The 26,710-nt window shown below is 44.5% G+C and carries 24 protein-coding genes and 1 tRNA gene; 8 read left to right on the top strand and 17 right to left on the bottom strand.

What is annotated here, in order from left to right; all coding sequences use genetic code 11:
- Positions 1-118: 118 nt before the first annotated feature.
- Positions 119-2,392 carry a glycosyltransferase family 4 protein gene (locus tag F0364_RS28365; protein WP_153801199.1) on the bottom strand — a complete coding sequence of 758 codons (2,274 nt, stop codon included), beginning with the start codon at positions 2,390-2,392 and terminating at the stop codon, positions 119-121.
- 84 nt (positions 2,393-2,476) lie between these two features.
- Positions 2,477-2,899 (bottom strand): NUDIX hydrolase, encoded by a 423-nt coding sequence (locus F0364_RS28360; RefSeq protein ID WP_207632931.1) that lies wholly within the window; start codon positions 2,897-2,899, stop codon positions 2,477-2,479.
- A 141-nt stretch (positions 2,900-3,040) separates the two neighbouring features.
- On the opposite strand from F0364_RS28360, the gene pyrE reads away from it, so the two are divergent.
- Positions 3,041-3,676 (top strand): orotate phosphoribosyltransferase, encoded by a 636-nt coding sequence (pyrE, locus tag F0364_RS28355; RefSeq protein ID WP_153801197.1) that lies wholly within the window; start codon positions 3,041-3,043, stop codon positions 3,674-3,676.
- A gap of 160 nt (positions 3,677-3,836) precedes the next feature.
- Positions 3,837-4,274, top strand: a complete 438-nt coding sequence (locus F0364_RS28350) for a hypothetical protein (RefSeq protein ID WP_153801196.1) — start codon at positions 3,837-3,839, stop codon at positions 4,272-4,274.
- 191 nt (positions 4,275-4,465) lie between these two features.
- Here the strand turns inward: F0364_RS28350 and F0364_RS28345 are convergent, their stop codons facing one another.
- The 6 genes from F0364_RS28345 to corA all read right to left on the bottom strand — a co-directional run bounded on the left by F0364_RS28345 (position 4,466) and on the right by corA (position 12,341).
- Complete coding sequence (locus tag F0364_RS28345) at positions 4,466-5,107, bottom strand: alpha/beta hydrolase (RefSeq protein ID WP_153801195.1); 642 nt, start codon at positions 5,105-5,107, stop codon at positions 4,466-4,468.
- Positions 5,108-5,113: 6 nt separating this feature from the next.
- Positions 5,114-6,310 (bottom strand): ATP-grasp domain-containing protein, encoded by a 1,197-nt coding sequence (locus F0364_RS28340; protein ID WP_153801194.1) that lies wholly within the window; start codon positions 6,308-6,310, stop codon positions 5,114-5,116.
- A gap of 136 nt (positions 6,311-6,446) precedes the next feature.
- Positions 6,447-7,058 carry a beta-class carbonic anhydrase gene (locus tag F0364_RS28335; protein ID WP_153801193.1) on the bottom strand — a complete coding sequence of 204 codons (612 nt, stop codon included), beginning with the start codon at positions 7,056-7,058 and terminating at the stop codon, positions 6,447-6,449.
- A 21-nt stretch (positions 7,059-7,079) separates the two neighbouring features.
- Positions 7,080-7,150: transfer RNA gene (locus tag F0364_RS28330), tRNA-Cys, on the bottom strand.
- 393 nt (positions 7,151-7,543) lie between these two features.
- Positions 7,544-10,744 (bottom strand): PKD domain-containing protein, encoded by a 3,201-nt coding sequence (locus F0364_RS28325; protein WP_153801192.1) that lies wholly within the window; start codon positions 10,742-10,744, stop codon positions 7,544-7,546.
- Positions 10,745-11,363: 619 nt separating this feature from the next.
- A complete protein-coding gene (corA, locus tag F0364_RS28320; protein ID WP_153801191.1) occupies positions 11,364-12,341 on the bottom strand; it encodes a magnesium/cobalt transporter CorA in 978 nt (325 codons plus the stop codon).
- Between the two features lie 269 nt (positions 12,342-12,610).
- Here corA and F0364_RS28315 point away from each other — a divergent pair, with 269 nt between their 5' ends.
- The 4 genes from F0364_RS28315 to F0364_RS28300 all read left to right on the top strand — a co-directional run bounded on the left by F0364_RS28315 (position 12,611) and on the right by F0364_RS28300 (position 17,258).
- Positions 12,611-13,831, top strand: coding sequence for a pentapeptide repeat-containing protein (locus F0364_RS28315; RefSeq protein ID WP_153801190.1), 1,221 nt, complete (start codon positions 12,611-12,613; stop codon positions 13,829-13,831).
- A gap of 363 nt (positions 13,832-14,194) precedes the next feature.
- A complete protein-coding gene (locus F0364_RS28310) occupies positions 14,195-16,432 on the top strand; it encodes an ATP-binding protein (protein WP_153801189.1) in 2,238 nt (745 codons plus the stop codon).
- A gap of 1 nt (position 16,433) precedes the next feature.
- Entirely contained in the window at positions 16,434-16,841 is a 408-nt protein-coding gene (locus tag F0364_RS28305; RefSeq protein ID WP_153801188.1) for a response regulator, read from the top strand.
- A 33-nt stretch (positions 16,842-16,874) separates the two neighbouring features.
- On the top strand, positions 16,875-17,258 hold the full coding sequence (locus F0364_RS28300) for a response regulator (RefSeq protein WP_207632930.1): 384 nt from the start codon (positions 16,875-16,877) through the stop codon (positions 17,256-17,258).
- Here F0364_RS28300 and F0364_RS28295 read toward each other — a convergent pair.
- On the bottom strand, positions 17,219-17,809 hold the full coding sequence (locus tag F0364_RS28295) for a biliverdin-producing heme oxygenase (RefSeq protein WP_153801186.1): 591 nt from the start codon (positions 17,807-17,809) through the stop codon (positions 17,219-17,221). The two genes, F0364_RS28300 and F0364_RS28295, sit on opposite strands and share 40 nt — an antisense overlap.
- A gap of 73 nt (positions 17,810-17,882) precedes the next feature.
- Positions 17,883-18,128, bottom strand: coding sequence for a hypothetical protein (locus F0364_RS28290; protein ID WP_153801185.1), 246 nt, complete (start codon positions 18,126-18,128; stop codon positions 17,883-17,885).
- A gap of 258 nt (positions 18,129-18,386) precedes the next feature.
- On the opposite strand from F0364_RS28290, the gene F0364_RS28285 reads away from it, so the two are divergent.
- Both F0364_RS28285 and F0364_RS28280 read left to right on the top strand, forming a co-directional pair.
- Positions 18,387-18,848 carry a GNAT family N-acetyltransferase gene (locus tag F0364_RS28285; RefSeq protein WP_207632929.1) on the top strand — a complete coding sequence of 154 codons (462 nt, stop codon included), beginning with the start codon at positions 18,387-18,389 and terminating at the stop codon, positions 18,846-18,848.
- A gap of 9 nt (positions 18,849-18,857) precedes the next feature.
- Positions 18,858-19,619, top strand: a complete 762-nt coding sequence (locus F0364_RS28280) for an ABC transporter ATP-binding protein (protein ID WP_153801183.1) — start codon at positions 18,858-18,860, stop codon at positions 19,617-19,619.
- 305 nt (positions 19,620-19,924) lie between these two features.
- Here the strand turns inward: F0364_RS28280 and F0364_RS28275 are convergent, their stop codons facing one another.
- The 7 genes from F0364_RS28275 to F0364_RS28245 all read right to left on the bottom strand — a co-directional run bounded on the left by F0364_RS28275 (position 19,925) and on the right by F0364_RS28245 (position 26,673).
- Positions 19,925-20,935: a hypothetical protein gene (locus F0364_RS28275; protein WP_153801182.1), complete on the bottom strand. Its 1,011-nt coding sequence runs from the start codon at positions 20,933-20,935 to the stop codon at positions 19,925-19,927.
- A gap of 268 nt (positions 20,936-21,203) precedes the next feature.
- Entirely contained in the window at positions 21,204-22,304 is a 1,101-nt protein-coding gene (gene dprA, locus F0364_RS28270) for a DNA-processing protein DprA (protein ID WP_153801181.1), read from the bottom strand.
- Between the two features lie 70 nt (positions 22,305-22,374).
- On the bottom strand, positions 22,375-23,034 hold the full coding sequence (gene hxpB / locus F0364_RS28265; RefSeq protein WP_153801180.1) for a hexitol phosphatase HxpB: 660 nt from the start codon (positions 23,032-23,034) through the stop codon (positions 22,375-22,377).
- An 87-nt stretch (positions 23,035-23,121) separates the two neighbouring features.
- Positions 23,122-23,403, bottom strand: a complete 282-nt coding sequence (locus tag F0364_RS28260; RefSeq protein ID WP_153801179.1) for a hypothetical protein — start codon at positions 23,401-23,403, stop codon at positions 23,122-23,124.
- A 468-nt stretch (positions 23,404-23,871) separates the two neighbouring features.
- The gene (locus tag F0364_RS28255) at positions 23,872-24,912 is read right to left on the bottom strand and encodes an adenylate/guanylate cyclase domain-containing protein (RefSeq protein WP_153801178.1); all 1,041 of its coding nucleotides are present in this window, start codon (positions 24,910-24,912) and stop codon (positions 23,872-23,874) included.
- On the bottom strand, positions 24,912-25,286 hold the full coding sequence (locus tag F0364_RS28250) for a response regulator (protein ID WP_153801177.1): 375 nt from the start codon (positions 25,284-25,286) through the stop codon (positions 24,912-24,914). Before F0364_RS28250 ends, F0364_RS28255 begins: the two co-directional genes overlap by 1 nt.
- Before the next feature lie 19 nt (positions 25,287-25,305).
- The gene (locus tag F0364_RS28245; RefSeq protein WP_153801176.1) at positions 25,306-26,673 is read right to left on the bottom strand and encodes a sensor histidine kinase; all 1,368 of its coding nucleotides are present in this window, start codon (positions 26,671-26,673) and stop codon (positions 25,306-25,308) included.
- Positions 26,674-26,710: the final 37 nt, after the last annotated feature.

Below are 26,710 nucleotides of genomic sequence, written 5' to 3'. Positions count from 1 at the left end.
CAAGTACGATTTACGAAGTACGAAGTACTTTTTTATGTAAGATGTTTGATGTGGGATGTACGATATATATGCATGATGGAAAAATGTAAGATTGAGATGTACGATGTGTTTGTACAACTTATACCGTCTCCGTTCTTGTTTCGAGTGAACTTTTATACTGGTATTCCATTTCAAAAGCTTCCAGCACGGTGAGGTGCGATACCAGGTAAGCCAGCGTACTTTCAGCCCCTTGGTTACGGTTAATACCGTTTGGCTGCAGGCCATCGCAGCAACCCTTTGTTTCAGGATCGTACAACGGAACCCGCAAACTGTTTTCGCCCAAAAACCAAAGGTAGCTGGTGAACATTTTATGTATGTAAACAGACTTATGTGTTACATTATAAGCCTGCAGGTACATGAGTACCATTGCCATTATCTCAATCGCCTGTTGGTCAAAAACAGGTAACTGCCCTCCCTTGTAATACCAGCCATCGTTACCAACCGGGCATAAATAACCATTGCTTAAGGTAAGCTCATCCAGGAAGGCCAGTGACTCTAGCGCTACATGTTTTACATATTCGTCGCCTGTTATTTCTGTGGCGTGTAAAAGCGCCAGTGGAAGTATGCCATTGTCATAAGTAAGGCTTTCTTCAAACCAATGCCAGTCGTCATCACGGTGCTGCTCGTATGCCCTTAGCAGGGGCTTGCACAGATTGTTTAAAATACCCAGCACTTCCTCGTTATAAGGGTTTGTTTTAAGATAATAGCACAGGCCAATAATGGCATTAGCCTGTCCCCGCAGCCAGCGCAGGGATTTACAGTGCGGAAGTGATTTAAAAAATAACTCTTCGCCAAACTCTTTATAGGAATTGTTGGGTGCATTAAAAATAAGAAAGCCCAGTGCCCATATAGTGCGGCCAAAAGAATCTTCGGAGCCGATGTCATCCAGGTACTCCCGCTTAAAGCTCATGAAGTTGTGAAAGTTGCCATCATCCCGCTGCATGTAATGTATGTAACTTAGGTAAATGGGCAGCACTTTAAAAGCTTCGCTGTTTTTGTTTTGCTGGTAGGCCATTAGGGCCATAATCAGGGCCCTGGCATTATCATCCAGGCAATATCCCTCTTTTAGATTGGGTATTCCGTATTTGGCATGTTGCACAATACCCGTATCGTCTGTAAGCCTTAAGGCATGTGTAATGCTTAGCCGTGGCATCAGTTCCAGGTTAATAAGGCTTTCACCTTCATGTCTATCATCCTCATAAGCAGCCAGCATTTCTTCAAAAAGCTGCAGGTATTTACCACCGGTTTTAGACCACCGTAACTGCAGGCCATACTCAAAAGCAGTCCGCTTAATGCCTGCAAGCTTTTGCGGGTTATTGAAAAGTTCTACCACTGCTTCGGCAAGCCCTGCTGAATCTTTGAAGTTAAATAGCACCCCACGTTCTTCTGCCAGCAACTCCTGTGCATGCCAATAAGGTGTAGAAACTACCGCCGCCCCACAACCTACGGCATACGACAAAGTACCGCTTGTAATTTGTGCTTCGCTCAGGTAGGGCGTTATGTAAACGTCGGCAGAATAGAGGTAATTAATCAAATCTTCTTCGCCCACAAAGTCGTTAATAAATGCCAGGTGCTTTTCTACCTTTAGCTGCGTTGCCAGCAGCGTAATACTGTTACGGTAAGATTCTCCTGAACTTTTTAATACACCGGGGTGGGTAGAGCCAAGCACCACATACACTACATCCGGGTAATGTTTAACAATTTCCGGCAATGCCCTTACAACAGTTTCAAGCCCTTTATTTTTGCTGATAAGGCCAAACGTAAGTAATATCTTTTTGTTTTTGAATGCTGTAATGTTACTGAATGGATTAGCAACAGGCAGCTCAAAGTCTGGCACGCCATGCTCTATCATTTCAATTTTTTCCCGCGGTACGTCGTAAATATTTTCCAGGAACTCAACAGCTCTCTTACTCATTACAACAATCTTCGAGCAGTTTTTAGCTATCTCTTTTGTAATTACTTTTTGTATGTAGTTGGGGTGCTGCAATATGGTATGCATTACACATACCAATGGCTTTTTAAGCCTGTGCAGCAGCGGCAATACGTATATACCGCTTTGTCCGCCAAAAATGCCAAATTCATGCTCCAGGAGGCAAACATCGGCATCGCTGTTGTTAATGTATTGCGCAGCCTTAATGTAATCTTCCTGCTGCTCCTGGCGAACTATAAATTTTACCTCAGGAGGATAATCGTATTCATCTACATCCTCACTGTCCTGCATCGCTACAATGTAGTAGTCATTCAGGTTATTGTGTTGGTTAACGTTACTCCAAACAGCCTGAACAAGGTTTTCATTAAACGTTGCCAGGCCGCACTTCCTGGGAGGATGAGTGGATATATAGGCGATTTTCATAACTGCATGTTCCTTTGTGCACAAATAGCTGCCAACCCCGTGCCATGATTTATGTAAAAGTCCCTTATGTATTATCTAATATCCTTATATAAGCTTTTTCAGGTAGTAGCTGCTCAAAATTTCGATAATATTTTTATAGCTGTTGGATAAACATTTTTTAAGTTGTTTCCTATCGGTCCAGATTATCTGTTCAATATCTTCCTCAGTTTGTGGAATGAACTGCTGCTCCCCCGGCGCCCTCATCTCAAACCAATGGCTTTCTTTGGTAACGTCCTGTTTACTGTATTTGTCAAAATAATCGTGGTAGGTAATCCCTACCGGTTTCACCAGTTCAACACGCACAAGCCCAGTTTCTTCCATTACTTCACGTATGGCGCATTCTTCAATGCTTTCTCCTTCGTCAAGTTTGCCTTTTGGCAGGTCCCATTTGCCACGCCTGAACATCAGCAGCAGTTCTTCTTTATCATTCAGCACAAGGCCGCCGGCAGCTATAATTGTTGGTTGCATAGTGTGTAAGTTAAAATTGCGTAATAAAAACCATGCTGTTGTAGCCCAGCCTGTTTCAGCCCGCAATGTTAATAAACAATTATAATCCGCCATCTTAAATCATGCAGCCAAACTTATCTTCGTGCCTCTTAAATTTTAAGTATGCCTTCTTCCAACGAAAAAGCCGTTGCCGAAAAATTGTTGCAGGCCGGCGCTGTAAAGCTTAGCCCGGATGCGCCTTTTACCTGGGCCAGCGGCTGGAAAAGCCCCATTTATTGTGATAACAGGCGGGTTTTATCTTTTCCTTTTATACGCGACTTCATCAAAAGTGAAATGTGCAATGTGATATTTGAACAATTTCCGGATGCGGAATTGCTTGCAGGTGTGGCTACCGCGGGCATAGCATGGGGCGCTATGGCGGCAGACCAGCTTAAACTGCCTTACATATATGTGCGCCCAAAACCCAAAGAGCACGGCATGGGTAACCAGATTGAAGGCTTCTACGAAAAAGGCCAGAAAGTGCTGGTAATAGAAGACCTTATTTCAACCGGCAAAAGCAGCCTGCAGGTGGTAGATGTTTTAAAAGCGGCGGAGGTAGAAGTGGCAGGCATGGTGTCTATCTTTAATTATGGGTTTAATGTTGCTGTACAGGCTTTTGAAACAGCAGGGGTTCCATACAAATCATTAACAAATTATTCTGCACTGATAAATTTAGCTTTGGAAAAAGGAACAGTTTCACGGGAGAATGAAGCATTATTGCTGCAGTGGCGGGAAGACCCTGCCAACTGGGGCCGCTAAAGCAGCCATTTTTTTTGGGACCGGCAGCGTTGCTACTATTAAGCGCCTGTTGTGTCACTCACTTGTACGCTTTGTTCGCTACTCGGCAACTGGCTTACAGGTTCCCGGTTATAAAACCGTTTTGTATTCAACTGGTTTGATATTTTTAAAAGTACTTGATATGAAAAAAATCGCAGGTTTGATTATTGTGCTCCTTGCAGCAACAGCAGTAAAAGCACAGGTAATGCAGGCAAGGCCGGTATGGGCTACCATTAGCGTGCCACAGCTAAAATGCTGGGAGTGTAAAGACAAACTGGAAAAATACCTGCTTACTGAAGTAGGCGGCCAGGGCGATGCAGGCATTTTGAAATGGAATATTTCTATGGGCGCAGGCACCATACGCATACAGTATGTACCTGACAGGATTACCCTCGATTACCTGCGTACAGCTATTAACAATGCCGGCTTTGACGCAGACACCGCAAAAGCCAACGAAGACAGCTATAAAATGCTTCCCCCCATCTGTAAACGTAAAGAAGAAGGCGGCGGCCCGCAAAAGGGCAAACCCTGCCATATTCCACCGCAGGACAGGATAAGCATGTTGAGGAAAGAGGATTAGTTGTGGTGAGTGGTGAGTGGTGAATTGTGAATAGTGAATAGTACTTCTAACTTCGTACGTGTTTACACCGTACATCTTACATATTACAGGTACTTCGTACTTCCAACTTTGTACTTGTTTACATCGTACATCCCACATCGCACATCTTACATATTACAGATACTTCGTACTTTCTTACCTCTTACATAGCATCAGCTTACCTGCTTTTTTATAAGCTCAGAAATTTCTTTCCAGTTATTCATTACCATAAGATGCGTACCACCGGGAACGGTGTAATCAGGCTTAATAAACCTGTAAGGCAGCATCCTGTCTTTATCGCCATGAATGTGATAAATGTTGGGGGAAACAATAGTATTCTTCCAGTTCACTATGGCATCAACAGCCCATTTGTCAAACCGCATATTTGTATCATTCAGCATACTGTTGAACACCTGTTTTTGTTCGGCGCCCCTTGCACTGTTAAATGCTTTGGTAAAAGGCCTGCTTACTGTTTTGGAGATGCTGTCCGGCGCCCAGTTGTACAGCGGAAATTTTCGCCACATGCGTAAGTAACCCGGTATTTCTTTGTACGTTTTAGAACTCGACAGCAATACCACGTTGGCCTGAGGTTTTAACTTGGCAATTTCTGTTGCCAGCATACCACCGAATGAAAGACCTACTATTGCCGGGTTTGCCCCGGGAATGTTTTCAGCTATTCGTTGGGCATAATGCTCCAGCGACTCTTTTTTCAGCGGTTCAATCCACTTTAGGAAAACAGGTTCACAAAAATCAAGTTGCAAAAAACTGAAAGCCCGCTCATCAGCACCCAGGCCAGATAAAAAATACACTTTCATACTTCACTATTTTTCAAAATACACCAGGCTGCCGCCCACCCACTCTTTGTCTTTATTGTACCTGACGCCAATCATTTTCCCCTTGCTTAGCCTGGCCAGGTTTTGGGCGGCTACGGGTCTTGGCTCGCCTTGCTTCCAAAAATAAAACAACCGTATTTCTGCCTTTGCGGGCACATCGGGTGTTTCTATTACATCAGCGTATTTTACTTTGCGCTGCAATATCCAGTTTTCAGGATCTTTTACCTGCTTAATATCGTCTTCGGTAACATCAATAACAACACCCTGGCCGGCAAAGGAAAACAAAGGTTTCAGCACATAATTCTCCAGGTCTGCCGGTATGGTTTCAATGGTATTTAAAAACCTCGTTTCAGGGATGTTGGGATGTTTAATAAGCGGCATGGTATATTTACTAATACGGTAAAACCAGTTAGGATGGGGTACCCACTCCACATCCATTTCCTCAAACATAATCTTTCCTTTTTCCTGTATACCGGCAGGCTGCTGCTGCAGGTCGTCGAATATGATACGGTTATAAATACGTTTCACTTCAATCTTTTTACCATCCCTCCAATAAAAAAGCCGGCGGCCTTCTTTTACCAGTTCTGTAAGGCAAACAATGGGTATACCCAAATGTTGTTCGGTACAATAAAAATCAATGCGTGTTTTTTGCTGGTGCGGCAAAATTTCCAGCAGTATTACATTTTCAGGCTGGCAGTCCGCTATAATAATATCCTTCAACAATTTAATGTAAGAAGCTTTGCTGTAGCCATTAAGGTAAGTAGTGTAGGTATCCGGTATATTAAAAACCCTGGTTGTTATTTCGTCATCATCAACCTGGTAAGCAAACAAGGTGGGAAAACCCTGCATTTCAATCAATTGCGGCTCAAGTTGCCCATGCTCATTCTCGCAGATGCCAAAATCAAAAGCAATAAAGTCAGAATAACTGTTTTCATCAGGCACTTTAATATCCGCAGGTATTGCGCGGTTGGTGAGCAACTTAAATTCCGGGCTCACAATTGTATCAATGATCCTTTCGCATGTGGATAGCATTTTTTCAGTAAACGCCTTATCAACAAAAATGGGTGTTTCCGCTATGCGGAATTCAATGGCGCCGGGATGCAGCGCATCCAGTTCTTTAAGGTATGTTTCATACTTTTCTTTGGTAAAATGCCTGTTAAACCACTGGCGCATGTACGGAACCATAATCTGTTCGTTTATTTAAAAGTAATAATGATTAGCCAAAAAACAAATGCCGCCCCGTTACCAAAAAATAAAGGCAGTGTAGATACACCGCCTTTTCATCGATTGCTTGCCATTATTAATTGCTGTGCTATTTTTTTTACCGGGCCCTGCCAATAGCTGTGGCTTCAGGTACTTCTACCAGTTTGCCGGTCTTTACATCGTATATGTAGCCATACACGGGAATGTCTTTTGCTACAAGCGGATGTTTCTTTATCCGTTGCACATCTTCTGTTACGCTATTGGCCAGGTTTATGAAAGCTAAGAATGCGATATTGTCTGCCTCATGTGATCCTCCGCTTTCATCCAGGTTACGCCAGCCTTTTTCATCAATTGTTGCCGTTTTAAGGCTTGTTGTGAGCAGGCCGCGTATCACTTCATCTGTAAATAACTGCATGCCACAATCCGTATGATGTATTACGAACCACTCCCTGGTGCCGAGTAGCTTATGAGAGATTATCAGCGACCTGATGGCATCATCGCTTGCCCTTCCGCCTGCATTGCGTATTACATGTGCATCGCCCTCTGCAAGGCCTGCATATTTTGCAGGATCCAGCCGGGCATCCATGCAGGTAAGTATGGCAAATTTTCTACCTGGCGGCAGGGGCAGGTTTCCTTTATCGCCAAAGGATGATGCATAACTGTTATTAGCATCAAGTACCTCCGCATGTACCTGGCTGTTCTCCTGTTGAAGCAAGTTGGTGTTAGACATATCAGTAAAATTTATTTACAGCAGTTACGGCTGGAGTCGAACCAGCGTTAAAGGGTTTGCTGCCCTTTGCCTAGCCACTCGGCCACGTAACTCGTATGCAATAATTTATCTGTACCCTGTTAGGTGGCTTTTAGCTTTTAAAACATAATACCTGGAAAAATCAATAGCGTAGTGTGTGGACTAACCGGCCATTGCAATCAACATCGCGATATGGTAGAACAGAAAAGCATGTGTTATAATTCTATGTAAAATTAGTAGACTATTTAATTCCTACAAAATTTATAGGAATTAAATTAAAAAAAATTATTCCCGTTTAGGAAGAGCGGTTATAAAGGCCGGGATAAAATTTTTGAAAGGCCTTCACTTCCTGCGATCCGAACAAAAACTGCTTCGATATTTTAACAGCAGCATATGTTAGAAAAAAGAAAGCGGGCAGAAGCCCGCTCTCTTGTTGGAAAACCCTATGAGCCAAAAAACAATCTTTATCAGTTACCTGCCTTAATAAATTTTCCTGTGTACCTGTTGGCGCCGGAAAGAATATCGTAATAGTAGATGCCTGTGGGAAAACGTGATACATCCACCCTTGTTTGAAAGTTTACATCGCTTTTTGTGTTGTTATTATCAACCAGCGCCATTTTGCCTGCACCATCAATTATCTTAATACTTACTTTTCCTGTTGACCTGTCGTTAATGGTTATGTTGATATGATCCCTTGCCGGTACGGGCGCAACTGTCAGGCCTTGCTTGTAGGCTACAATTTTATCCGCCGGGGCTGCTGCCTGTGCGGCAGCGGGAGCGAAAGTTGTTGCAGCCGAGGCTGATACTTTTGAAGCTGCAGATTGGGCATACTCGTAAGCGCCTATGTCGAACTTGCCGTTCTGCGGCCTTGCCACATTCACTATGTCTTTGGTAATGTTGTAAGAGGTTAAATCTTTACCGGCATCAATGGTAGGAGCACCGGCGGCCGGCCTGTAATCTGCGGTGGCGGTGGCAGCAAATTTTGCATCCACGCTGTTAGCTGTTACCAGGTTGTTGGAGGCTGTGTAAGCAATCTTTGTATCAATCAACTTGTAAGCGCTGTTCTTAAGTACCAGCAGGTTGTTGTAGATATGGTTATCTGTACCTACGGTGCCGCGGGTGTTCATAAACAGAATACCATTCTTGGAAGGGTTGATGATAGAATTGTTGGCTATGAACACAGTAAGCGGCAGGCTGCCCTGCTCCGGCCTGTCATCAATAAAGATGGCGTTCTGATCTACCACGTTATTACCGGCATTAACCATAAGGTTATTGTACAGGTATATCTTACCCTGGCCCATTACCTGGAAGTTGGGGCCCAAACCATTTATTATGGTATTGTTGAAAGCTTTGCCCGCAGAGCCATTGTTAAAGATGATGCCCGCTGTTTGCCCGGCTTCGTTTTCAAGGCCGTAGTTGGTAACAGTGTTGTTGTAGATTTCCGCATTTCTTGCATGACCAACCTGGATACCGTCCCAATAAGTGCTGTCTGTAATGTTGTTGTAAATTTTAATCCCGTCTATAAACTGCGGATAAACGGTTTTGGAAACCCCATTGCAGGTAACTGTGGATGTTGCGAAAGTATAGCCGCAGTAGAAGCCTTCACCTTGTGCATCATGTACATAAGTGTCATGAATTTTTATATTACGCATAGTAAAATTCTCAGCCCAGGTGGCAGCATCGCAGGTAGGATCTGTTTTTACCATAAAACCAACGGCCATGCGGTTAAGCTCTACGTGGTCAATTTCAAAATCGGTGCTGTTAGAAGCCACTTTAAAACCAAGAGTGCTGTACTGACCAGGTGCAGGTGTGGTTGTTTTAAAGCCATACTTGTCTGCACTGCCGGTACCGGTAAACCTGAAATAACTGCTTTTATAAACGGAAATGCTGGTTCCTGTAACGTGATTAAGCACAACCTGTCCGCCACAATTTTTAATAGTAACAGGCTGGGTTGCTGTACCGTTGAAAGCGGTTAAGGAAATTACCTTATAGTTACCTGCTTTGATGCATACTACATCGCCGGGTTTAACACCAAGAGCTGTACCTGTAGCATAAATGGCTCCATCGCTGTTGGCGCTAAGGGTAATATTACAGCCACAGTCTCCGGTAGAAGGTGCGGCAGCAACTTTAATAGTATCAGTAACCGAACTTACAGCGCCCTGGTTATCTGTAACAGCAAGTTTGAATACATAGTCGCCTGCTGTAAGGCTGCTGATAGTTACTTTGGAATTGTCTGAACCATTAACTGTAAAAGAATAAGAAGTGGGGCCTGAAACATAAGACCAGGCATAGGATTTAATGCTGCCATCACTGTCAGTAGAGCCGGAACCATCTAATATGGTTGAGTTAGCAGGCAACTGAATATCTGTATTACCCGAAATTTTGGCAACAGGTACAGCATTAGATGTTTTGCTTACTACCACACTGGCGCTTGCAGTAGCAGTAGCACCTTTATCATCTGTAACAACAAGCTTATACACATAAGTGCCTTCTGATAAGCCAGACAGTGTAAGTTTTGCAGCTGATGTACCGGTGTGGCTGCCATAAGAAGGGCCGGAAACCCTTGACCATGCATAAGATTTAATACTGCCATCAGTATCTTTTGATGCAGAGCCGTCAAGTATTGTGGAGTTAGTGGGAAGGATAAGGTTGGTATTACCGCTTATACTTGCTACAGGCGCATTGTTGGCAGGCGCTGAAATGGTAACATTTACAGAAGCAGATGCTGTTGCCCCTTTATCATCTGTAACAACAAGTTTATACACATAAATACCTTCCACCAATCCTGACAGTGTGAGCTTAGCGGTAGAAGTACCTGTGTGGCTGCCGTATGCCGGCCCGGAAACCCTTGACCATGCATAAGATTTAATGCTGCCATCTGTATCCTTTGAGGCAGAGCCATCCAGCACTGTGGAATTAGCCGGAAGAATAAGGCTGGTGTTGCCTGTAATGCTTGCTGTTGGTATTGCATTTGCCGGGGCTGCGTTTACTTTAACGCTTAATTGAGTGGCGCCCGTAGCGCCTTTATCGTCTGTAACAGTTAATGCGTAAGTATATGTTCCTTCAACCAGGCCAGACAATGACAGAGCGGAAGAAGACACGCCTGAAGCATTACCTGCTGAAGGGCCGCTTATTTTTGACCATGCATAAGACTTAACTGAACCATCTGCATCTGTGGAAGAAGCGCCGCTAAGTACGGTTGAATTGGCAGGAAGAACGATATTGTTGTTACCTGTAATTACTGCTGTTGGTGCAGCGTTTGGGGGCTCGTTGCTTACAGTAAAGGTTACCTGTGCGGTATTGCTGGCGCCTTTATCGTCTTTAACAGTAAGCTGAAAAGTACGCGTTCCCGCATACATGTTGCTTACAGTAAGTTTTGAGCCGGCAGTACCGCTTAAAGCATAACCGCCGGAGCCTGATACAAACTTCCAGGAGTATGAGCTAATGCTGCCATCACTATCTGTAGAAGAACTGCCATCCAACACTAAGGAATTGCCTGGGAGATAAATGGTTTTGGCGCCCGTAATAACAGCCACAGGGGCTTTGTTGGCAGATGTTTGCGCTTTGGCAGAAAAATAAAAAGGGGTTACTGCTGTAAGTAAAAAGAGCGCTTTTGCAAGGGCAGGCACACGAAAGGCCCTGCCCGTGAAAGACATTAGATTTTTCATTGGAAAAGTAGATTTGTTTAGATAATGGATTTGGATAATGGATCTGGATATTGGACTGAGGGAAACAATTTTTATTCCCACAGAAACATTGGATTTTAGTGCTTTAAAAAGGGTTTGGGTTGCCAGGAAATTGGACCTTAAAACGGGCCGAAATTGGATTTTTACGGTTTTTCATTTATTGGATATTTACCAGCCAACATGTTGATTTGATGATACAAAGTAACTACAGCGCAAAGCCGTAAAAAATAGAGTATATAACCTGTTTGAAGTACTGGTTTGTAACAGAAGGGGTAGAACTCTTACTACAATTTGTAATAGATGTATGATGCAGGTTGTAAATCTGTAACAAGAAAAATGCAGTACAAAACCATAGAAGGAAAGATGGCATATAGTTATAGCGTGCAGGCTTGCTGCGCCTTAAACCTGGCTGCAAAAGAAGCAACCTGTTGCACCTGTGGGTGAGGGATTGAAGCGGATACCCCGGTGAGGCCATGGCAGCAGGGCTTTTGTGCCGGAGTAGCAGCGGAAAGCCCGACCCCTTGCGCAGCTTGGGGGCACCCCATAATAATATTACTATGCTACAATACTATACTGCAAAGGCGTATGTTACGGCCGGGGGTTACAACCATCCGGACCTCCGGAAAAAAATATACAGTATAATGCAAAGCCCGAATGTGGTGGCGAGTACCAACGGATAGGCCCAGGGCAAATTAAGCTCGGGCATAAACTTAAAATTCATGCCGTAGATGCCCGCCACCATGGTAGGCACGCCGATAATAGCCGCCCAGCCTGCAAATTTTTTAGAGACTTCGCTTTGCGATATGGAAGTGAGGGAGAAGTTGGCTTCCAGTGCGGCGGTTACCAGTTCGCGGGTATTATCAAGCATTTCGTTAATACGCAGGGAGTGATCGTAAACATCCCTGAAATAGGGCCTTGTATCTTCGGGTATCAGGCCGATATCAAAACGCATCAGCCGGTTACAGATATCTATCAATGGTGTGATGGCCCGTTTTACATCCAGCAATTCACGCTTTAGCATATAAATCTGCTGGGTGGTTTCGCGGCTGGGCTTGTGGTCAAATATCAGCTCTTCTACGGCAATCAATTCCTGCTCAAGCGCTTCTATTACGGGAAAGTATTGGTCAACAATGGAATCCATTACGGCATATAGCGCAAAGCCAGGGCCTTTGCTTAAAAGATGCGGCGTGTTTTCGCAGTGGGAACGCACTTCTGTATACGCCAGCGATGAGCCGTGGCGTACCGTAACTATAAAATTAGCCCCGAGAAAAAAATGGGTTTCACCAAAATCTATGTGGTGTTCCGTTTTATTCATTTGCGCGGTGCGCAGTACTATAAAGAGTGTATCGCCATAAGCTTCAAGTTTGGGGCGCTGGTGGGCCGAAAAAGCATCTTCTATGGCCAGGTCGTGCAGGTTAAACTGGTTTTGCACCTGCCTTAGCAACTCTTTGCTGGGCTCATGCAGCCCTATCCATACAAATTTATCGGGCTGTTTAAGTACCTGGCTTATTTCATCAAGGCGTAGGCTGGCCACCCGGCGGCCACCGCAATAGGCTACAGAATTTACAATCGGGTCCATAATGCACCTCCTTTACTAATGGGTTACAAAAGGATAAGATATTATTAAAAGTATTCATTTTAAAATTGTGTTGAAATAAATATTAGCACTCCGCATATTATTTTAGGGGCCGCTATCCATTAATTACTTCGCCACCGTTGGGGTGCAGTGCCTGCCGGTAAAAACTAATATCGTATCTGGGCAGAAGAACATGGCATGATGCTTTTAAGATAAGCCGCCGTTTGCAAAGCCGGTTTACAATTGCTAATTTTCGGCCAATACCTTGTACAATGACAATACCGCAAACGCTGACACCGAAATTCAGCGGCAATGCCACTGACCTGGAAGAGTTTAAAAAGCTCGCAGACTCGCCCATGCGCAGCAATGACCGCGAAACGGCGCTGCATGACTGGGAAGCGTATAAACTTAAAAGGCAATTACAGGCATACAACCTGTCCACAGGGTCAAAAAAAGGCGCATGGACCAAAGGCGGCTACATAAGGGCGCTAACCGCCAGGGCCATAAACCTTAAGAGCATTTATTACAGTAACCTATGCATAGGCTATGCAGACTTTAGGGGCGCCAATTTTGATGATGCCCTGTTTGACGCAGAGGACGGCCGCGGGTGGATTTCAATGAAAGGCTGCAGGCTGCAGGGCGCCAGCTTCAGGAATGCGGTGTTACAGAATGCCCGCATGATGGAAACGGATTGCCGTGGCGCCGATTTTTCCGGCGCTAAACTGCAAAACGCAGATTTTAGCAACGCTAACTTACAAGGCGCCAATTTTTTCGATGCAGATTTAAGCGGCAGCAACCTTACCAATGCCAATCTTGTAAACGCCAACCTGCAGGGCGCAAACATTTGTGGATGCAGGGTATATGGCGTTTCTGCATGGGATATTACGCCGCCTGCGAATGCAAAACTTAGCCGCGACCTTATTGTAACCCCAGGCGACCAACCTGAGGTAAGCGTTGACAGTATTGAAATTGCGCAATTGGTTTACCTGTTTTTAAACAATGCCAAAATAAAGAGTGTAATAGACACCATAACCAAAAAAGGAGTGTTGATACTGGGCAGGTTTACCGCAGAAAGAAAAGAAGTGCTTGACGCACTGAGAACAGAATTAAGAAATCGTGGTTACCTGCCCATGCTGTTTGATTTTGAAAAGCCCGCCGGCAGGGATCTTACCGAAACTGTTTCTACCCTGGCCCACCTCGCCAAATTTGTGATAGCTGATATTACAGATGCCAAAAGTATTCCCCAGGAGCTGAAAGCGATTGTACCCGCCCTGCCCTCGCTGCCCGTACAGCCCATTATACTTGATAAACAGTTTGAGTATTCCATGTTTATAGACTTTGCCGGTTTTTTTTCCGTGTTACCGCCTTATAGGTATAAGGATACCGCAACCTTGTTAGCAGCATTGCAAGACAGTATAATACAGCCAACCATTAACAAAGCAACAGAAATAGAAGAACGCCGAAAACTGTTTGAACAATCCATGAAAAGTTAGTACACGGGATACATTGGGCTGATGCTTATACCTGCACTCAATGGGCATGTTTCCAGGCGAGGTTTTTGGGGCTTTCACCGGCAGGAAAATTTTGCAACAGCAGTTCCGGCTTTTCACTGCAACTCCGCCGCAATACCATCCGCACAAACCCTCAGCGGGGTTTCCGTTTCAATCCGGCAGCCATTGGGCGGCGGGATTGCTATTGGGCTTTGCCCGCAGGGTAGCATTGAGCAAACGGTAGTGTTTAATTCAGCAAATGAAACCGGATGCAAATGAGGCCATGGCCTATAATCAGCATCCTTTTTTATTTTAGCCCGTTATTTGCAGAATCTGCGGTAGCCATTTAACTAATAGCAGCCAATCATGAACAACACTTTCCAGGTTAACCTTACCAATTGCGACAAAGAACCGATACATATTCCGGGGCTTATTCAACCCCATGGTTTTTTGATGGCCCTGCATCCGGAATCTTATATTATTGAAAAAGTCAGTCAAAATATTTCCGCCTACCTGGGGCTGCAGCCGGCCCAGGTGCTGGGCAAAAAACCCGGAGAGATTTTTACGGGTGATACGGCATTACAGATAAACGAAATACTGAACGTTGGCTTGCGCAACAATAATTTTGAAGCGCAAAACCCGGTAAAACTGCACCTGCACAACCGCTTTTTCGATACCGTTTTTCATAGCCACAACGGCCATGTAATTATTGAATTTGAAGAGCAGGCAGCCACCGGCAGCTACATAACCCTGCAAAAAATCATGACCACCGCGCTGGGCAAAATACAATCTGCCGGCTCTATGCAACAACTGTTGCAAAACGTGGCCGTGCTTGTTAAAGAAATAACCGGTTACGACAGGGTTATGATCTACAAGTTTCATAAAGACCAGCACGGCGAAGTTGTAGCAGAAGCCCGGAATGAACACATTGAACCTTTTTTACACCTGCACTACCCTGCCAGCGATATACCCGTGCAGGCCCGTGAGCTTTACAAAATCAACCTGGTTAGAATTATCGCAGACGTACATGCCGCTCCATCTGCATTGGTAGGTTTAGACGACGAATCAGTAAAACCGCTGGACCTTACCCACAGCATACTGCGGGCGGTTTCCCCCATACATATTGAATACCTTAAGAATATGGGTGTGGATGCCAGCTTCAGCATTTCGCTTATTTATAAAAATGAGCTGTGGGGGCTTATTGCCTGCCACAACTACAGCCCGAGGTTTATTGATTTTAACAGCCGCACTGCCTGCCGGTTTATAGGCCAGTTGTTTTCAGCCGCGCTGGAGTTCAGGCAGGAAGAAGACCTGCGGGAAGAAAACAACCGTTACCAGGCAGCAGGCCAAAAACTGCACGAACAAATGTCTGAAGACCTTAATGTGGCGGAAGGGCTTACAGGGCGCAAAACCACCCTTCTTAACATGAATGCAGCAACGGGGGCAGCCTTGTTTTTTGAGAATAAAATGTACCTGCTGGGCACAACACCTGCAGAAGACCAGGTAAAAAATATAGCTGGCTGGTTAAAATCTCAGCAGGTATCGTCCGGCATATATGAAACCAACCATATTGCCGCCGGTTTCAGCGCTGCCGGCAGCAGTGCAGCCGAAGCCAGTGGCGTGATGGCGGCTGAGCTTTCCGCTGGTATGAATGAGTACATCATGTGGTTTAAACCTGAACTGATAAAAACAGTTGATTGGGCCGGCAACCCTGAAAAGGCGATGATTAAAGTGGAAGATGGAACTGAACGGTTATCGCCCCGCAAAAGTTTTGAAAAATGGACTGCGGAAGTAAAGAACACTTCCGAAGAATGGAGCAACGCCGAAATTGGTGCAGCCATGAAATTGAGGGAAGATACCATACAGGTGCTTAATAAAAAATCCACCGAAATAAGAAAGTTAAACGACAGGCTGCGCCTGGCGTATGAAGAGCTGGACACGTTTACTTATACCATTTCTCACGATTTGCGTACGCCGTTATCTTCCATTAAAAACTATTCTGAAATTATACTGGAAGACTATGGCACGCAAATGCCGGAAGAAGCGGCCGAACTGATGCAGAAAGTTATTAAGGGAACGGATAAAATGACGCAGTTGATACGGGATGTTCTGCACTATAGTAAAGTTGGCCGCACCGGCATAAGCTTTAAAAAGATTAATATGGAAGCCATGATAAACGAGATAGTGCAGGAAGTAAAAGCATCCATACCTAACAGCAGCGTTGAAATAAATGTTGGTAAAACACTGGATGTATATGGTGATGAAACAATGATAATGCAGTTGTTTCAGAACCTGGTGAGCAATGCGGTTAAATATTCTGTTAACAGCCAGCCGCCTGTGGTGGAAATTTCCTCACAGTTAACTGAAGATGGATATATTCTCTACACAGTATCGGATAACGGAATAGGGTTGGACATGAAATATGCACCCCGTATATTTGAATTGTTCCGCAGGTTGGATAATGTAAAGAATATTGACGGTACTGGTGTGGGACTGGCCATTGTTAAAAGAATTGTAGAAAACCACGGCGGGAAAATATGGGTAGAAAGCATACTGAATAATGGCACGAAATTTTATTTAACTCTACCAAAAGATACGAGGTGATATGCCCAGAAATGTGCTTTATATTGAAGACAACCCTGATGCGGTAGTTTTTTTCAAACGCATCATTAACAAACTGGGGGATTATGCGCTGCATACTTTTGAAAGCGGCGACTCGCTGGTACAAACCACAGCGGAGAGTGAGCAGCACCAGTTAAAGCCCGAAATTATACTGCTGGATATTAACCTGCCCGGCATGAATGGCTTTGAAACTTTACAGTACATCAGGTCCCGCTCAGAATTTAAGACAATCCCGGTAATCATGTTCACTTCTTCAGAAGATGAGCAGGATATAAAAAAATCTTACGAATACGGGGCCAATGCCTACCTGGTAAAACCAGACAATCTTAAAAACATGCATCTTGTTTTGCAGGATACATTTAACTTCTGGCTAAAACACAATGTTGCCTGATTAATGCCAATCAGCCGTTGGAGACGAATTATTATGCTTAAGACAATAATGATATTGGATGATGACCCCGAAACACTTGAGTTGCTTACAAGAGTGTTGAATAAGCATTACGAAGTAATTACTGAAATGGACCCTGCAAGGTTACTTGAGGAAAACATTAGTTACAAGCCCGATTTAATTCTTGTGGATCACTTTATTGGCGATGTTACCAGCCGGGATGTTATTAACGCCTTTCGGCAGAAAGAGCCTTTTAAACAAGTGCCTGTTATTATTCACTCCGCACATGAGCAGATAGAACATATTGCCAACTCCATTAACGCGGCAGGCTTTATACGTAAGCCGTCGGGCATTAAGGAAATACGTGATTACATTCACGCTCATCTAAACGGCAATACTGCCGCCTCCACAGGTGTATAAAAAGCAATTAACCAGCTTTTAAATTTCAGGAAGGTTTGTGAGGCGCTATCAACAACCTGCCGGGAAATATTGCTGTCATTACCATAACTATTTATCGTTTCAATAAAACCTGCCCACATCTCCATTCGTTTATTACCGTAGCTGTTAAAAAAACTAAGCCTGCTATCTTTAATACCCGATTGTGAAGCCAGCATTTTGGCAATATACTCACCACCAAGGGTTGAGCCTTCCAGTACGTACATGGCGCCAAGCGCAGCAGCCAGGGATTCAATTACCGGCAAATCAACAGCAAGTATATTATCATCTGCCGCCCCATTGTCCATATCATTCAATAGCCGCCCTGTTTTTGCCCTTGAGTTAAACTCCGGCATTATACTGTCATCAACATATCTTGCTATCCTTTCTTCCAGCGGGCGGTAAAAGCCATAAAACAATTGCAGTAAACGTACATACTGCTCCTCCGTTTGCACCTTTCTAATATAAACAACCATCGCTTTTTCAAGAGATTGGTGTGCTGCTTTTGTTTCTTCCTTTAACCTTGCTGATAACATGCAACTATGTTTTAGTGATCATGGCGGCAATACTGCAACAATTGGGCTCAATTGTTTGGCATCAGCGTTTCTTCTAAATTTTCTTCCTCTTGCTGCTAAGAATCTTTCCCACTGTTTCGGTAAGCCCTTCAGGCCGCTGCTCGTCATTTGTCCAGGAAGATTCATTTGCGCTCAGGTTGCCAAAAAAAACCTTATTCAACACAACCCGAAAAGATTTTGGAAAACCATCCTCGCCTGCTTTCCTGGATGCTGTTGCCCAGCCTGTATATTCCACGCCCTCATGCGTAAAGCTTAACGGTATAGATTGATCTTGGTCCATATGATTAAATTTTTAAACCGCCTGCAAAATACTTCTTACGGTTCAGTTGAAAAACCTTTTGCGAATGGTAATGCAGTTTTGTTTGTGCTGCGTCATAATCGCGGTTGGATGAAGCTATATTAGGAAGTACTCACGAATTCAAGTACAAAATTATCAACCGGCCTCCTCTCACACCCGCCATTTACCACTCCCACTTGCTCTAACGCTGCCACTACATCCAACATCTTACATTCTCGCATGTTGTTTTATTTTTACCCAATGGTTACCATCATTCCTTTCCAGCCCCAACATGCCGCGGTATTTAAAAGCCTTAACCTGTACTGGCTTGACCAATATAATTTAACCGAGCCGGCAGACCTTGCCGTGCTTGATAACCCTGTGGCCACTATTCTTGATACCGGCGGCTTTATTTACCTGGCACAACTGAATGGCGAAATTGTTGGCTCCGCGGCCCTTATTAATGAGCACGCTGGTATTTACGAACTGGCTAAAATGGCTGTGGGGCCTGCCCACCATGGCAAAGGCATCAGCAAGTTGTTGCTGGAAAAATGCCTGGAAGCCGCAAAAAATGTTGGCGCGGTAAAAATTATCCTGTACTCCAACAGCCAGTTAAAGGCGGCCTTAAAGCTGTATGAAAAATACGGGTTTACGTATGTGCCTGTTACCGGCTCTCCTTTTGAAACGGCCGATATTAAAATGGAACTATCTTTACGCCCCTAAGCAAATACTATGGCGCAAACAATTATTTCCGTAAAAAACCTTCGTAAAAAATATGGAGATTTTGAAGCAGTTAAAGGCATAAGCTTCGATGTGCAGGAAGGCGAAATATTTGGTCTGCTGGGCCCTAACGGCGCAGGAAAATCTACCACGCTGGAAATAATTGAAACGCTGCGCAGCAAAACAAGCGGCGAAGTATGGGTAGATGGCTTTAACCTGGATACCGCACCCAACGAGGTAAAAAAAGTGATTGGCGTACAGCTACAGGCATCCGGCTACTATCCCGGCCTTACACTGGTGGAGCTTATTCATTTATTTGCGGGCTTGTACAATGAGAAAGTAAACCCGTTGCAACTGCTGGATACGGTTAACCTGCGAGATAAAGCCAAAAGCAAATTCAAGGAACTAAGCGGCGGCCAGAAACAACGGTTTTCCATTGCCACCACGCTTATTAATCACCCCAAAATAATTTTCCTGGATGAACCTACCACCGGGCTTGACCCGCAGGCCAGGCGCAACCTGTGGGACCTGATAAGGGACATACGCTCCAAAGGCACTACCGTTATAATTACAACGCACTATATGGATGAAGCTGAAGTGCTCTGCGACCGGGTGGCAATTATTGATTCAGGCAACATTATTGCCCTTGCCACGCCAGACCAGTTGATTGACGAGCTGGTGGCTACCGGTTTTGAAAGACCAAAAGAAGTAAAACAGGCTAACCTGGAAGATGTTTTTATTAACCTTACCGGCAAACATTTAAGGGAAGAATAAAGTATTGCAACATGCTTTTCGCTAATACTCCATACTGCATAAAACTGTGCAAAAACAGCCTGGCCGCACGTTGCCGAATAGAATTACCAGGCGTACAAGTGAGTGACACAACAGGCGCCTCATAGTAGCAGTATTGTTGGTCACCAAAAAAATGTTGCACAACTTTATCAGGCAAGCAGAATAATATACTGTCCGTTACAAGTAATTCTTAAATGGCTGTTTTTTACATCGTATATCTCGCATCAAACATCTAACATAAAAAGTACTTTATAAATCGTACCTGGTATGTTTCTTTGCCAACACCGTTACATGCCAGCCAGGTCTGCCAGGTTGCAGCAAGGCTGGGTGGTTATAATGTTGTTGGTTTGGCGTTTAAGATAGTTTACTACCAGCGCTTCTTCCGTTGGCGAGGCATATTTGCGGCTAAAGGGTATCTCCGTTTCCTGTATGTTTTCAAAAGCAGGGTCGTTGGTTTTTTGTTTTACCAGCACATTCTTTAAAGCCACCGCCTGCCTGTTCTTAACGCTTACCGTATTAGATACGCCGAACAATACCTGCGGTTTTGTTTCCAGCCCTATATTAAAAACGTATTGCTCCATCTCTTCAAAATCAAGGTTTTGGCAATCTATGTAAAGGCAGCCATCGCGTATACCTGTTACCTTGCCGCTGTAACGGTGCCCTTCAGATACTGATTTTACAACAATCTGCCCGTTATCACTTTCCTTTAAAATAAAAGCTGTTTTAATAATGTTTTTGCTGCCATCGGTTTTTTGATAATACAAAAAGTAGTTGCCCAGGTAATAACTCTTTACTATTGAGAGCGAAGACCTGGTTAAACCCGCGGAGCCTGCAGGCAGCTTTGCCAGGTAGCTGTTTACTTCGCCGCCTTTACTGTCCTTCAGCCAAACATCCCACTCATTAAATGGCACCTGCAAAAAAGCCAGCAACGCGTTTACCTTTATGTATTTGGCATCGCCGCCGCTCCAGTAGCTTTGCAGTGTTTTGCCGCTAACCCAGTTAAATACGCGGTACTCCCCCATATTGCCCAGGTACCTTATAAACTCGTACACATGGCTGCAACGGTAAGTATGCATGTACTTTTCCAGGTTGTGTTTGCCAATTACCAGGTGCAGTTCTACATAATCGCTGTTGGCCAGTACCTCTTTGGTAATACATTTATTAATTACCCTGGCCACCAGGTTAAACTGAGTACGGGTAAAACGAGCCCAGCTTTGCTCCCGGCTTTTGCTTTTAAGCGCCCGGGTAACTTCGTCATGTTCCTGTATGGCCTTTTTAATTTTGGTTGAAAGCTGCATAATAACAAATACTGTTTTGCTGACGGGCAGCTTTTACAAATTAACGGGGGAGTTACTGAATCTTTAAAATTCATCATCTGTGCCGCATTCTTATTTGGGGCTTTCGGCAATTGAGCGTTGGTTAAGCTGCGGTTCCGGCTTTTCGCTGCAAGTCCTCGCCACCTTCGCTAAGGCTCCGGTGGCTGCGGGCTTTCCGCTTCAATCCGGCAGCCAGTCAGCCATAGCAACATTACCCGGCAATACTTCTCTTGTGCATATGGCTGCATACTCATATCAGCCTGTACATTTTACCCGGCAGGCCGGCCATTACGCCCTGCAGTTCCAGGTTTAATATGGCTGCCGCTACTGAGCTGCTGCTAAGGCCACTCTTAAAATACAGTTCATCAATATGCACCGATTCTTTTTCGCCCAATATGTTCACCAATGCCCTTTCATCGGCTGTCATTTCTATAAAAAGTTCTTTTTGTTTTGGGGCGGAAGTTTTCTTTTTAGCAGCCCAGCCCATTTTCTCCAGCAGGTCCTGTGCGCCGCCCAGCAAATGCGCTTTATTATTTTTTATGAGCATATTGCAACCGGCACTTTTGGCATCGCCCACACGCCCCGGAAAAGCAAATACATCTTTCCTGTACCCTCCCGCCAGTTCAGCGGTTATCATGCTGCCGCCTTTGGCTGCTGTTTCAATTACCACAACCGCGTCTGCCATGCCGGCAACAATACGGTTACGCCGTGGAAAATTATGTTTATCAGGCCTTGTAAGCCTGCGCAATTCTGTAAGCAATCCACCCTGCTGCATCATTTCTTTTGCCAGGCCTTTGTGCTGTGCCGGGTAAATGGTATCAAGGCCATGCGCCAGCACGCCAACCGTATGCAGCCCATTACTTAACGCAGCTTTGTGCGCTATCGCATCAATACCAAAGGCAAGGCCGCTAACAATAAGCACCTCCTGTTCTTTTAAATCATGTACCAGTTTTTCTGTAAGCAGTTTACCGTAATCTGTATTATTGCGTGTACCTATTATGCTAACTATATTCCGGGCATTTAAATCTGCATTACCCCTGTAATACAGTAATGCCGGCGCATCGTAACAGTTAAGCAACCGGCGGGGATAACGCTCATCCGTTACAAACAAAGGCTCAATCCTATACTTTTCAATAAATCTTATCTCCTCTTCTACTTCATTAAAACCGGTAAACTCTTTAATACAGGCAGCCCTTACTTCACCCATATTTTCAACCAGGCTAAGTTCATGCAGCCGGGCCTTAAAAATGTCTTGCGCATTCCCGAATTTTTCCGTTAAAACTTTAGCCTGTACGCAGCCTATATTGGGTACAAGGGTTAATGCTATCTGGTATAACAGTTGGGTACTCATCAGGATTAAAACGAAAAAATGAAGATACTAATTACAAGCGTTAGATGGTAGGTATGGCGGGCTTAAAATATCAAAGCAGCAGGTTAAGGTGCAGGGAGCCAAAATTTTGCAGTGAGGAAAGTTTGAGGTCTGCCGCGCCCCAGCGCTCATCTTTTAGCTGACTGTGGTGCGGCACAATAACACATTTCATACGGGCGGCCTTGGCAGCAATCATTCCGTTGAAGGAGTCTTCAAAGCAAATGCATTCCGTGGGGCTTGACTTCAACTCTTCCGCACAGTTTAAGTAAACCTGGGGGTGTGGCTTACCCAAGGTTAAAAACTCTGCCGAAGAGGTGGCCTGAACGTATTTTCTTATGCCGCAAAGGTCTAAAACCAACTGTATCAGCTTATCCGGCGATGAGGAAGCCAGCCCGATTTTAAAACCTCTTTTTTCAAAAAAATCAAAGATGTATTCAACCCCGGGCATTATTTTACCGCGTTTGTACACTTTGTCCATTACGGCGTGCATTATTTTTCTTTCTGCCCTGCTAAGCTCTTCCTCCCCAATATTAAAATGCCTGAACCACCATTGCACAAACTCTGTTGTACGCAGCCCGGTGGTAGTCTGGTATTGTTCCTGCGAAAGTGTTACGCCATACAACCTGAACACTTCATCCGCTGCTTCCTGCCATAGCGGTTCACTGTCAATCAACAAACCATCCATATCAAAAATAACCGTGTTAAGTTGCATGCCTTTTTTTTAAAGCAGCAAAGATATGGGTTGGCAACAAAGATAAACGGTGGCATTAGCCTGTAAGGGTTACCAAGGTAACAAATGCTAAACTATAAGCAGTGACCGGGAAGGATTAAATAAAGCTTCCGCTTCCTTAAAAAGCGGGGTTAACATTTGCCGTAAGTGTTGAATGGTATTAGGGTATTCTTTACAGAGCATGCCGGCGCTCTGCCATAACCCTTTTCTCTGCATGTAAAAAAGAATACCCTCTTCCAGGCCGGCTATTTTTTTTACCGGCATTACAATTACCACATCACTTACCTGCCTGAAGTTGTATACAACGTTGGCAGTGATAAGCTGGTTGATATGTGAGAAATGTATTTGCACCCTTTTTCATACTTTTTACTAACCTTATGTAGAAATGGATGGGGAAGATGGATGCCAATGAAGTGCTGACTGAATACAAAGATTACCTAAAAGGTAGGGCAACGCCAATTAAAATATGGCGCATCTTTGATGTGTGGACACCGGAGGGGAGCGGTGAGTGGTGAATGGTGAGTAGTGAAATGGTGAGTAGCGAGTGGGGTTCGCCATTCAACATTCTTTGTTCCTTGTTCGATATTCATTTCGTGAGTGGTGAATCGTGAGTGGTGAGTGGGGCGATTCGTTATTCAACATTCCTTGTTCCTTGTTCAATATTCAACTTCCTTGTTCGATATTCTCTACCCGGGCTGAAAAGATGCCCATTGAACAGAACGATGAAAGTATTGCGACGCAACCGGGTCGCCACAAAGAACTGTCGCCCGGCACCATACCTACGTAAGGTGTGATAAGCAAACAATGATAATGCTCCTATTAATCCAGCACTTCGTAAATAAGCAGATTGGCTGCCTTGTTTTTTAAAGTTACTTCGCCCAGGGGCTGGCAATTGAAGGATTCTTTTACTGTTTCGTAAGCTGACTGCGGTATTACTACCTGCCCGGGCCGGGCGGCAGACTGCAGCCGCTGTGCGGTATTTACTGTATCGCCTACAACGGTATAATCAAGCCGTTTTAAACTGGCAGAACCGATATTGCCGGCTATCACTTCGCCACTGTTGATGCCGATGGCTACCTGCGGCGTAAAATGCAGGCCGGTATCTGCGGCGGGCATATTCTTAATATACTCACGTATCTTGAGGCAGGCATCAATGGCACGGTCTAAATGAAAATCTCCGCGGAACACGGCCATGATGGCATCGCCGATAAACTTGTCAACATAACCATTCTGTGTAATAATCTCATGCACCATAATATCGAAATACCGGTTGAGCAGGTTAACAACCGTATCGGCAGGTTCGGTTTCGGTAATGGCCGTAAAACCGCAGATGTCTATAAAAACGATAGTGGCTTCCACGGTTTCGTTGGACATTAATTTCTGGCTGAATTCCTTGGTGTTCATGAACTTTAGCACCGTAGCATCAACATACATTTTCAGTATGTCGTTTTCGCGTATGGCCCGCAGCGTTTCCTTTACCTGGGCCACCTGCTTGATGGTTTTGCGAACCGTTGTATCAAGGTCCTGGAAGTTAACGGGCTTGCAGATAAAATCAAAAGCGCCTTTGTTCATGGCGGTGCGTATATTATCCATATCGCCATAAGCTGATACGATAACAGCCTTTAAAACAGGGCTTACATCGCTTAGTTTGTCAAGCAAGGTAAGGCCATCCATCTCGGGCATGTTAATATCGCTTAAAACAATATCCACGTCGGGGTTCTGTTTCAGCTTTTCCAATGCGTCTACACCATTCACCGCGAAAAGAAAATCATATTCATGTTCCCTTATCTGCCTTCGAAATTTTTGTTTGATTAAAATCTCAAGGTCAGTTTCATCATCCACTACCAATATCCTCGTCATTACGCTATTTTTTTGAGTTTGTCTTTTAATACAATAAAATCCAGTGGTTTGGTTAAAAAGTCATCGGCGCCAAGCTGCATGGCGGCAGAATAATTTTCCGCATCGCCGTAGGCAGTAAGCATCATTACAAACGGTGGCGGCTTAAGATGTTGCTGCTTTATTTTTTTCAGCAACTCCAACCCGCTCATGCCGGGCATATTGATGTCTGACAAAATCAATACAGAATTGTGCATGTTAATGCTGATGTACTCCAGCGCCTCTTCGCCGGAAGAAGCAAAGGCAAAAATCATTTCCCCGGACCTGATTTCTTTTCTGAAGCGCTGCTCAAACAGGCTCTTCACATCGGGCTCATCATCAACTACCAGTATTTTCATTCAGCAGGTTTTAAATGGTTTAGCTGGGCAGCTCAATGGTAAACTCAGTAAACTCGTTTTCTTTTGTGTTTACAGACAGTTTGCCATTATGCCCCTTTGAAATAATATCGTAACTAAGCGACAGGCCTAACCCTGTACCCTGCCCTGAAGGCTTGGTAGTAAAGAAAGGCTGGAAAATTTTATCCATTACCTTTTGCGGTATGCCGGTACCGTTATCATAAATAACTATTTGCGTATCCACCTCACCCAGGGGGGAGCTTAGCCTTTTTGTTGTTACGGACACGGTTGGCTTATAATCATCCCCCATCAGTTTCTTCTTCTCGTTAACCGCATAAAAAGCATTATTGAACAGGTTAAGCAGCACACGGCCAATATCCTGAGGCACCACGCTTATTTTACCGATTGTCTTATCAAAATCCATTGACAGGCTGGCATTAAATGATTTGTCTTTTGCCCGCAGGCCCTGGTAGCTTAACCGCAAATATTCATCGGCAAGGGCGTTAATATCTGTTGGCTCCTTCTGGCCGGTGTTTTTTCTTGAATGCATCAGCATGCCTTTAACAATAGCATCAGCGCGGTTGCCGTGATGGCTAATCTTGGAAAGGTTTTGCTTAATGTCTTCCGCTATGGCAAAGGCTTCCTCTTTGTTGCCGTTGTCTAATTCCATCTGCATTTCATCCATCAGTTCTACACTAACCTGCGAAAAATTATTGACAAAGTTGAGCGGGTTCTGTATTTCATGCGCAATACCGGCGGTAAGCTCGCCCAAAGAGGCCATTTTTTCGGAATGTATCAATTGCGCCTGTGCGGCCTTTAATTCTTCCAGGGATTTTTCCAATGCTTCTTTTTGCTGGGTAAGCTCGGCGGTACGTTCGGCCACGATAATTTCCAGCTCTGCCTTTTGAGCTTCTGTAATACGGTAAAGTTGTTCTTCCCTTAAACGTTCCTGCCGTTCCAGCTCGGCTTTTTTCTGCTGCTTGTTGGCATTAATCCACATAGCAATAGCCCATACAACTGCAAAAAGTTGCGCTATTTCCAGCACAGCGCTTACCGATTTATATACTCCCGGTAAAATGTGCTCAGCCAGGTCAGAAAAAAGGGTTACCGCCTCATACGGCAGTACAGCCGTTACAATCATTTTACCACTCTTCATCTCTGGCTTTGTAAGTACCAGCCACATGATAAGCAGTATGCCGATGTGCCAAAGCCACATGGTAAAATTGCCCGCCTTCAGCACTATTTCAAGCGCAAACAGCACCCCGGCCGCTATCATCCCTTTTTTAAAAAGAGATTTCCATTCCGGCGCTTCGCCGGAAAGCTCCAACGACTTTACCAGCCGCCGAAGCAGCACAACAGTAATTGCAAAAGGAAGAACGGATAAGGCCATTGGCTATTTTGTATTAACTCGGTAAGGAAAGTATTAT

The organism is Foetidibacter luteolus (genome assembly GCF_009650435.1).
GTDB classification, from domain to species: domain Bacteria; phylum Bacteroidota; class Bacteroidia; order Chitinophagales; family Chitinophagaceae; genus Foetidibacter; species Foetidibacter luteolus.
Note: the sequence above shows the minus strand (reverse complement) of the source record. Positions and strands in the feature narration are given on the sequence as shown.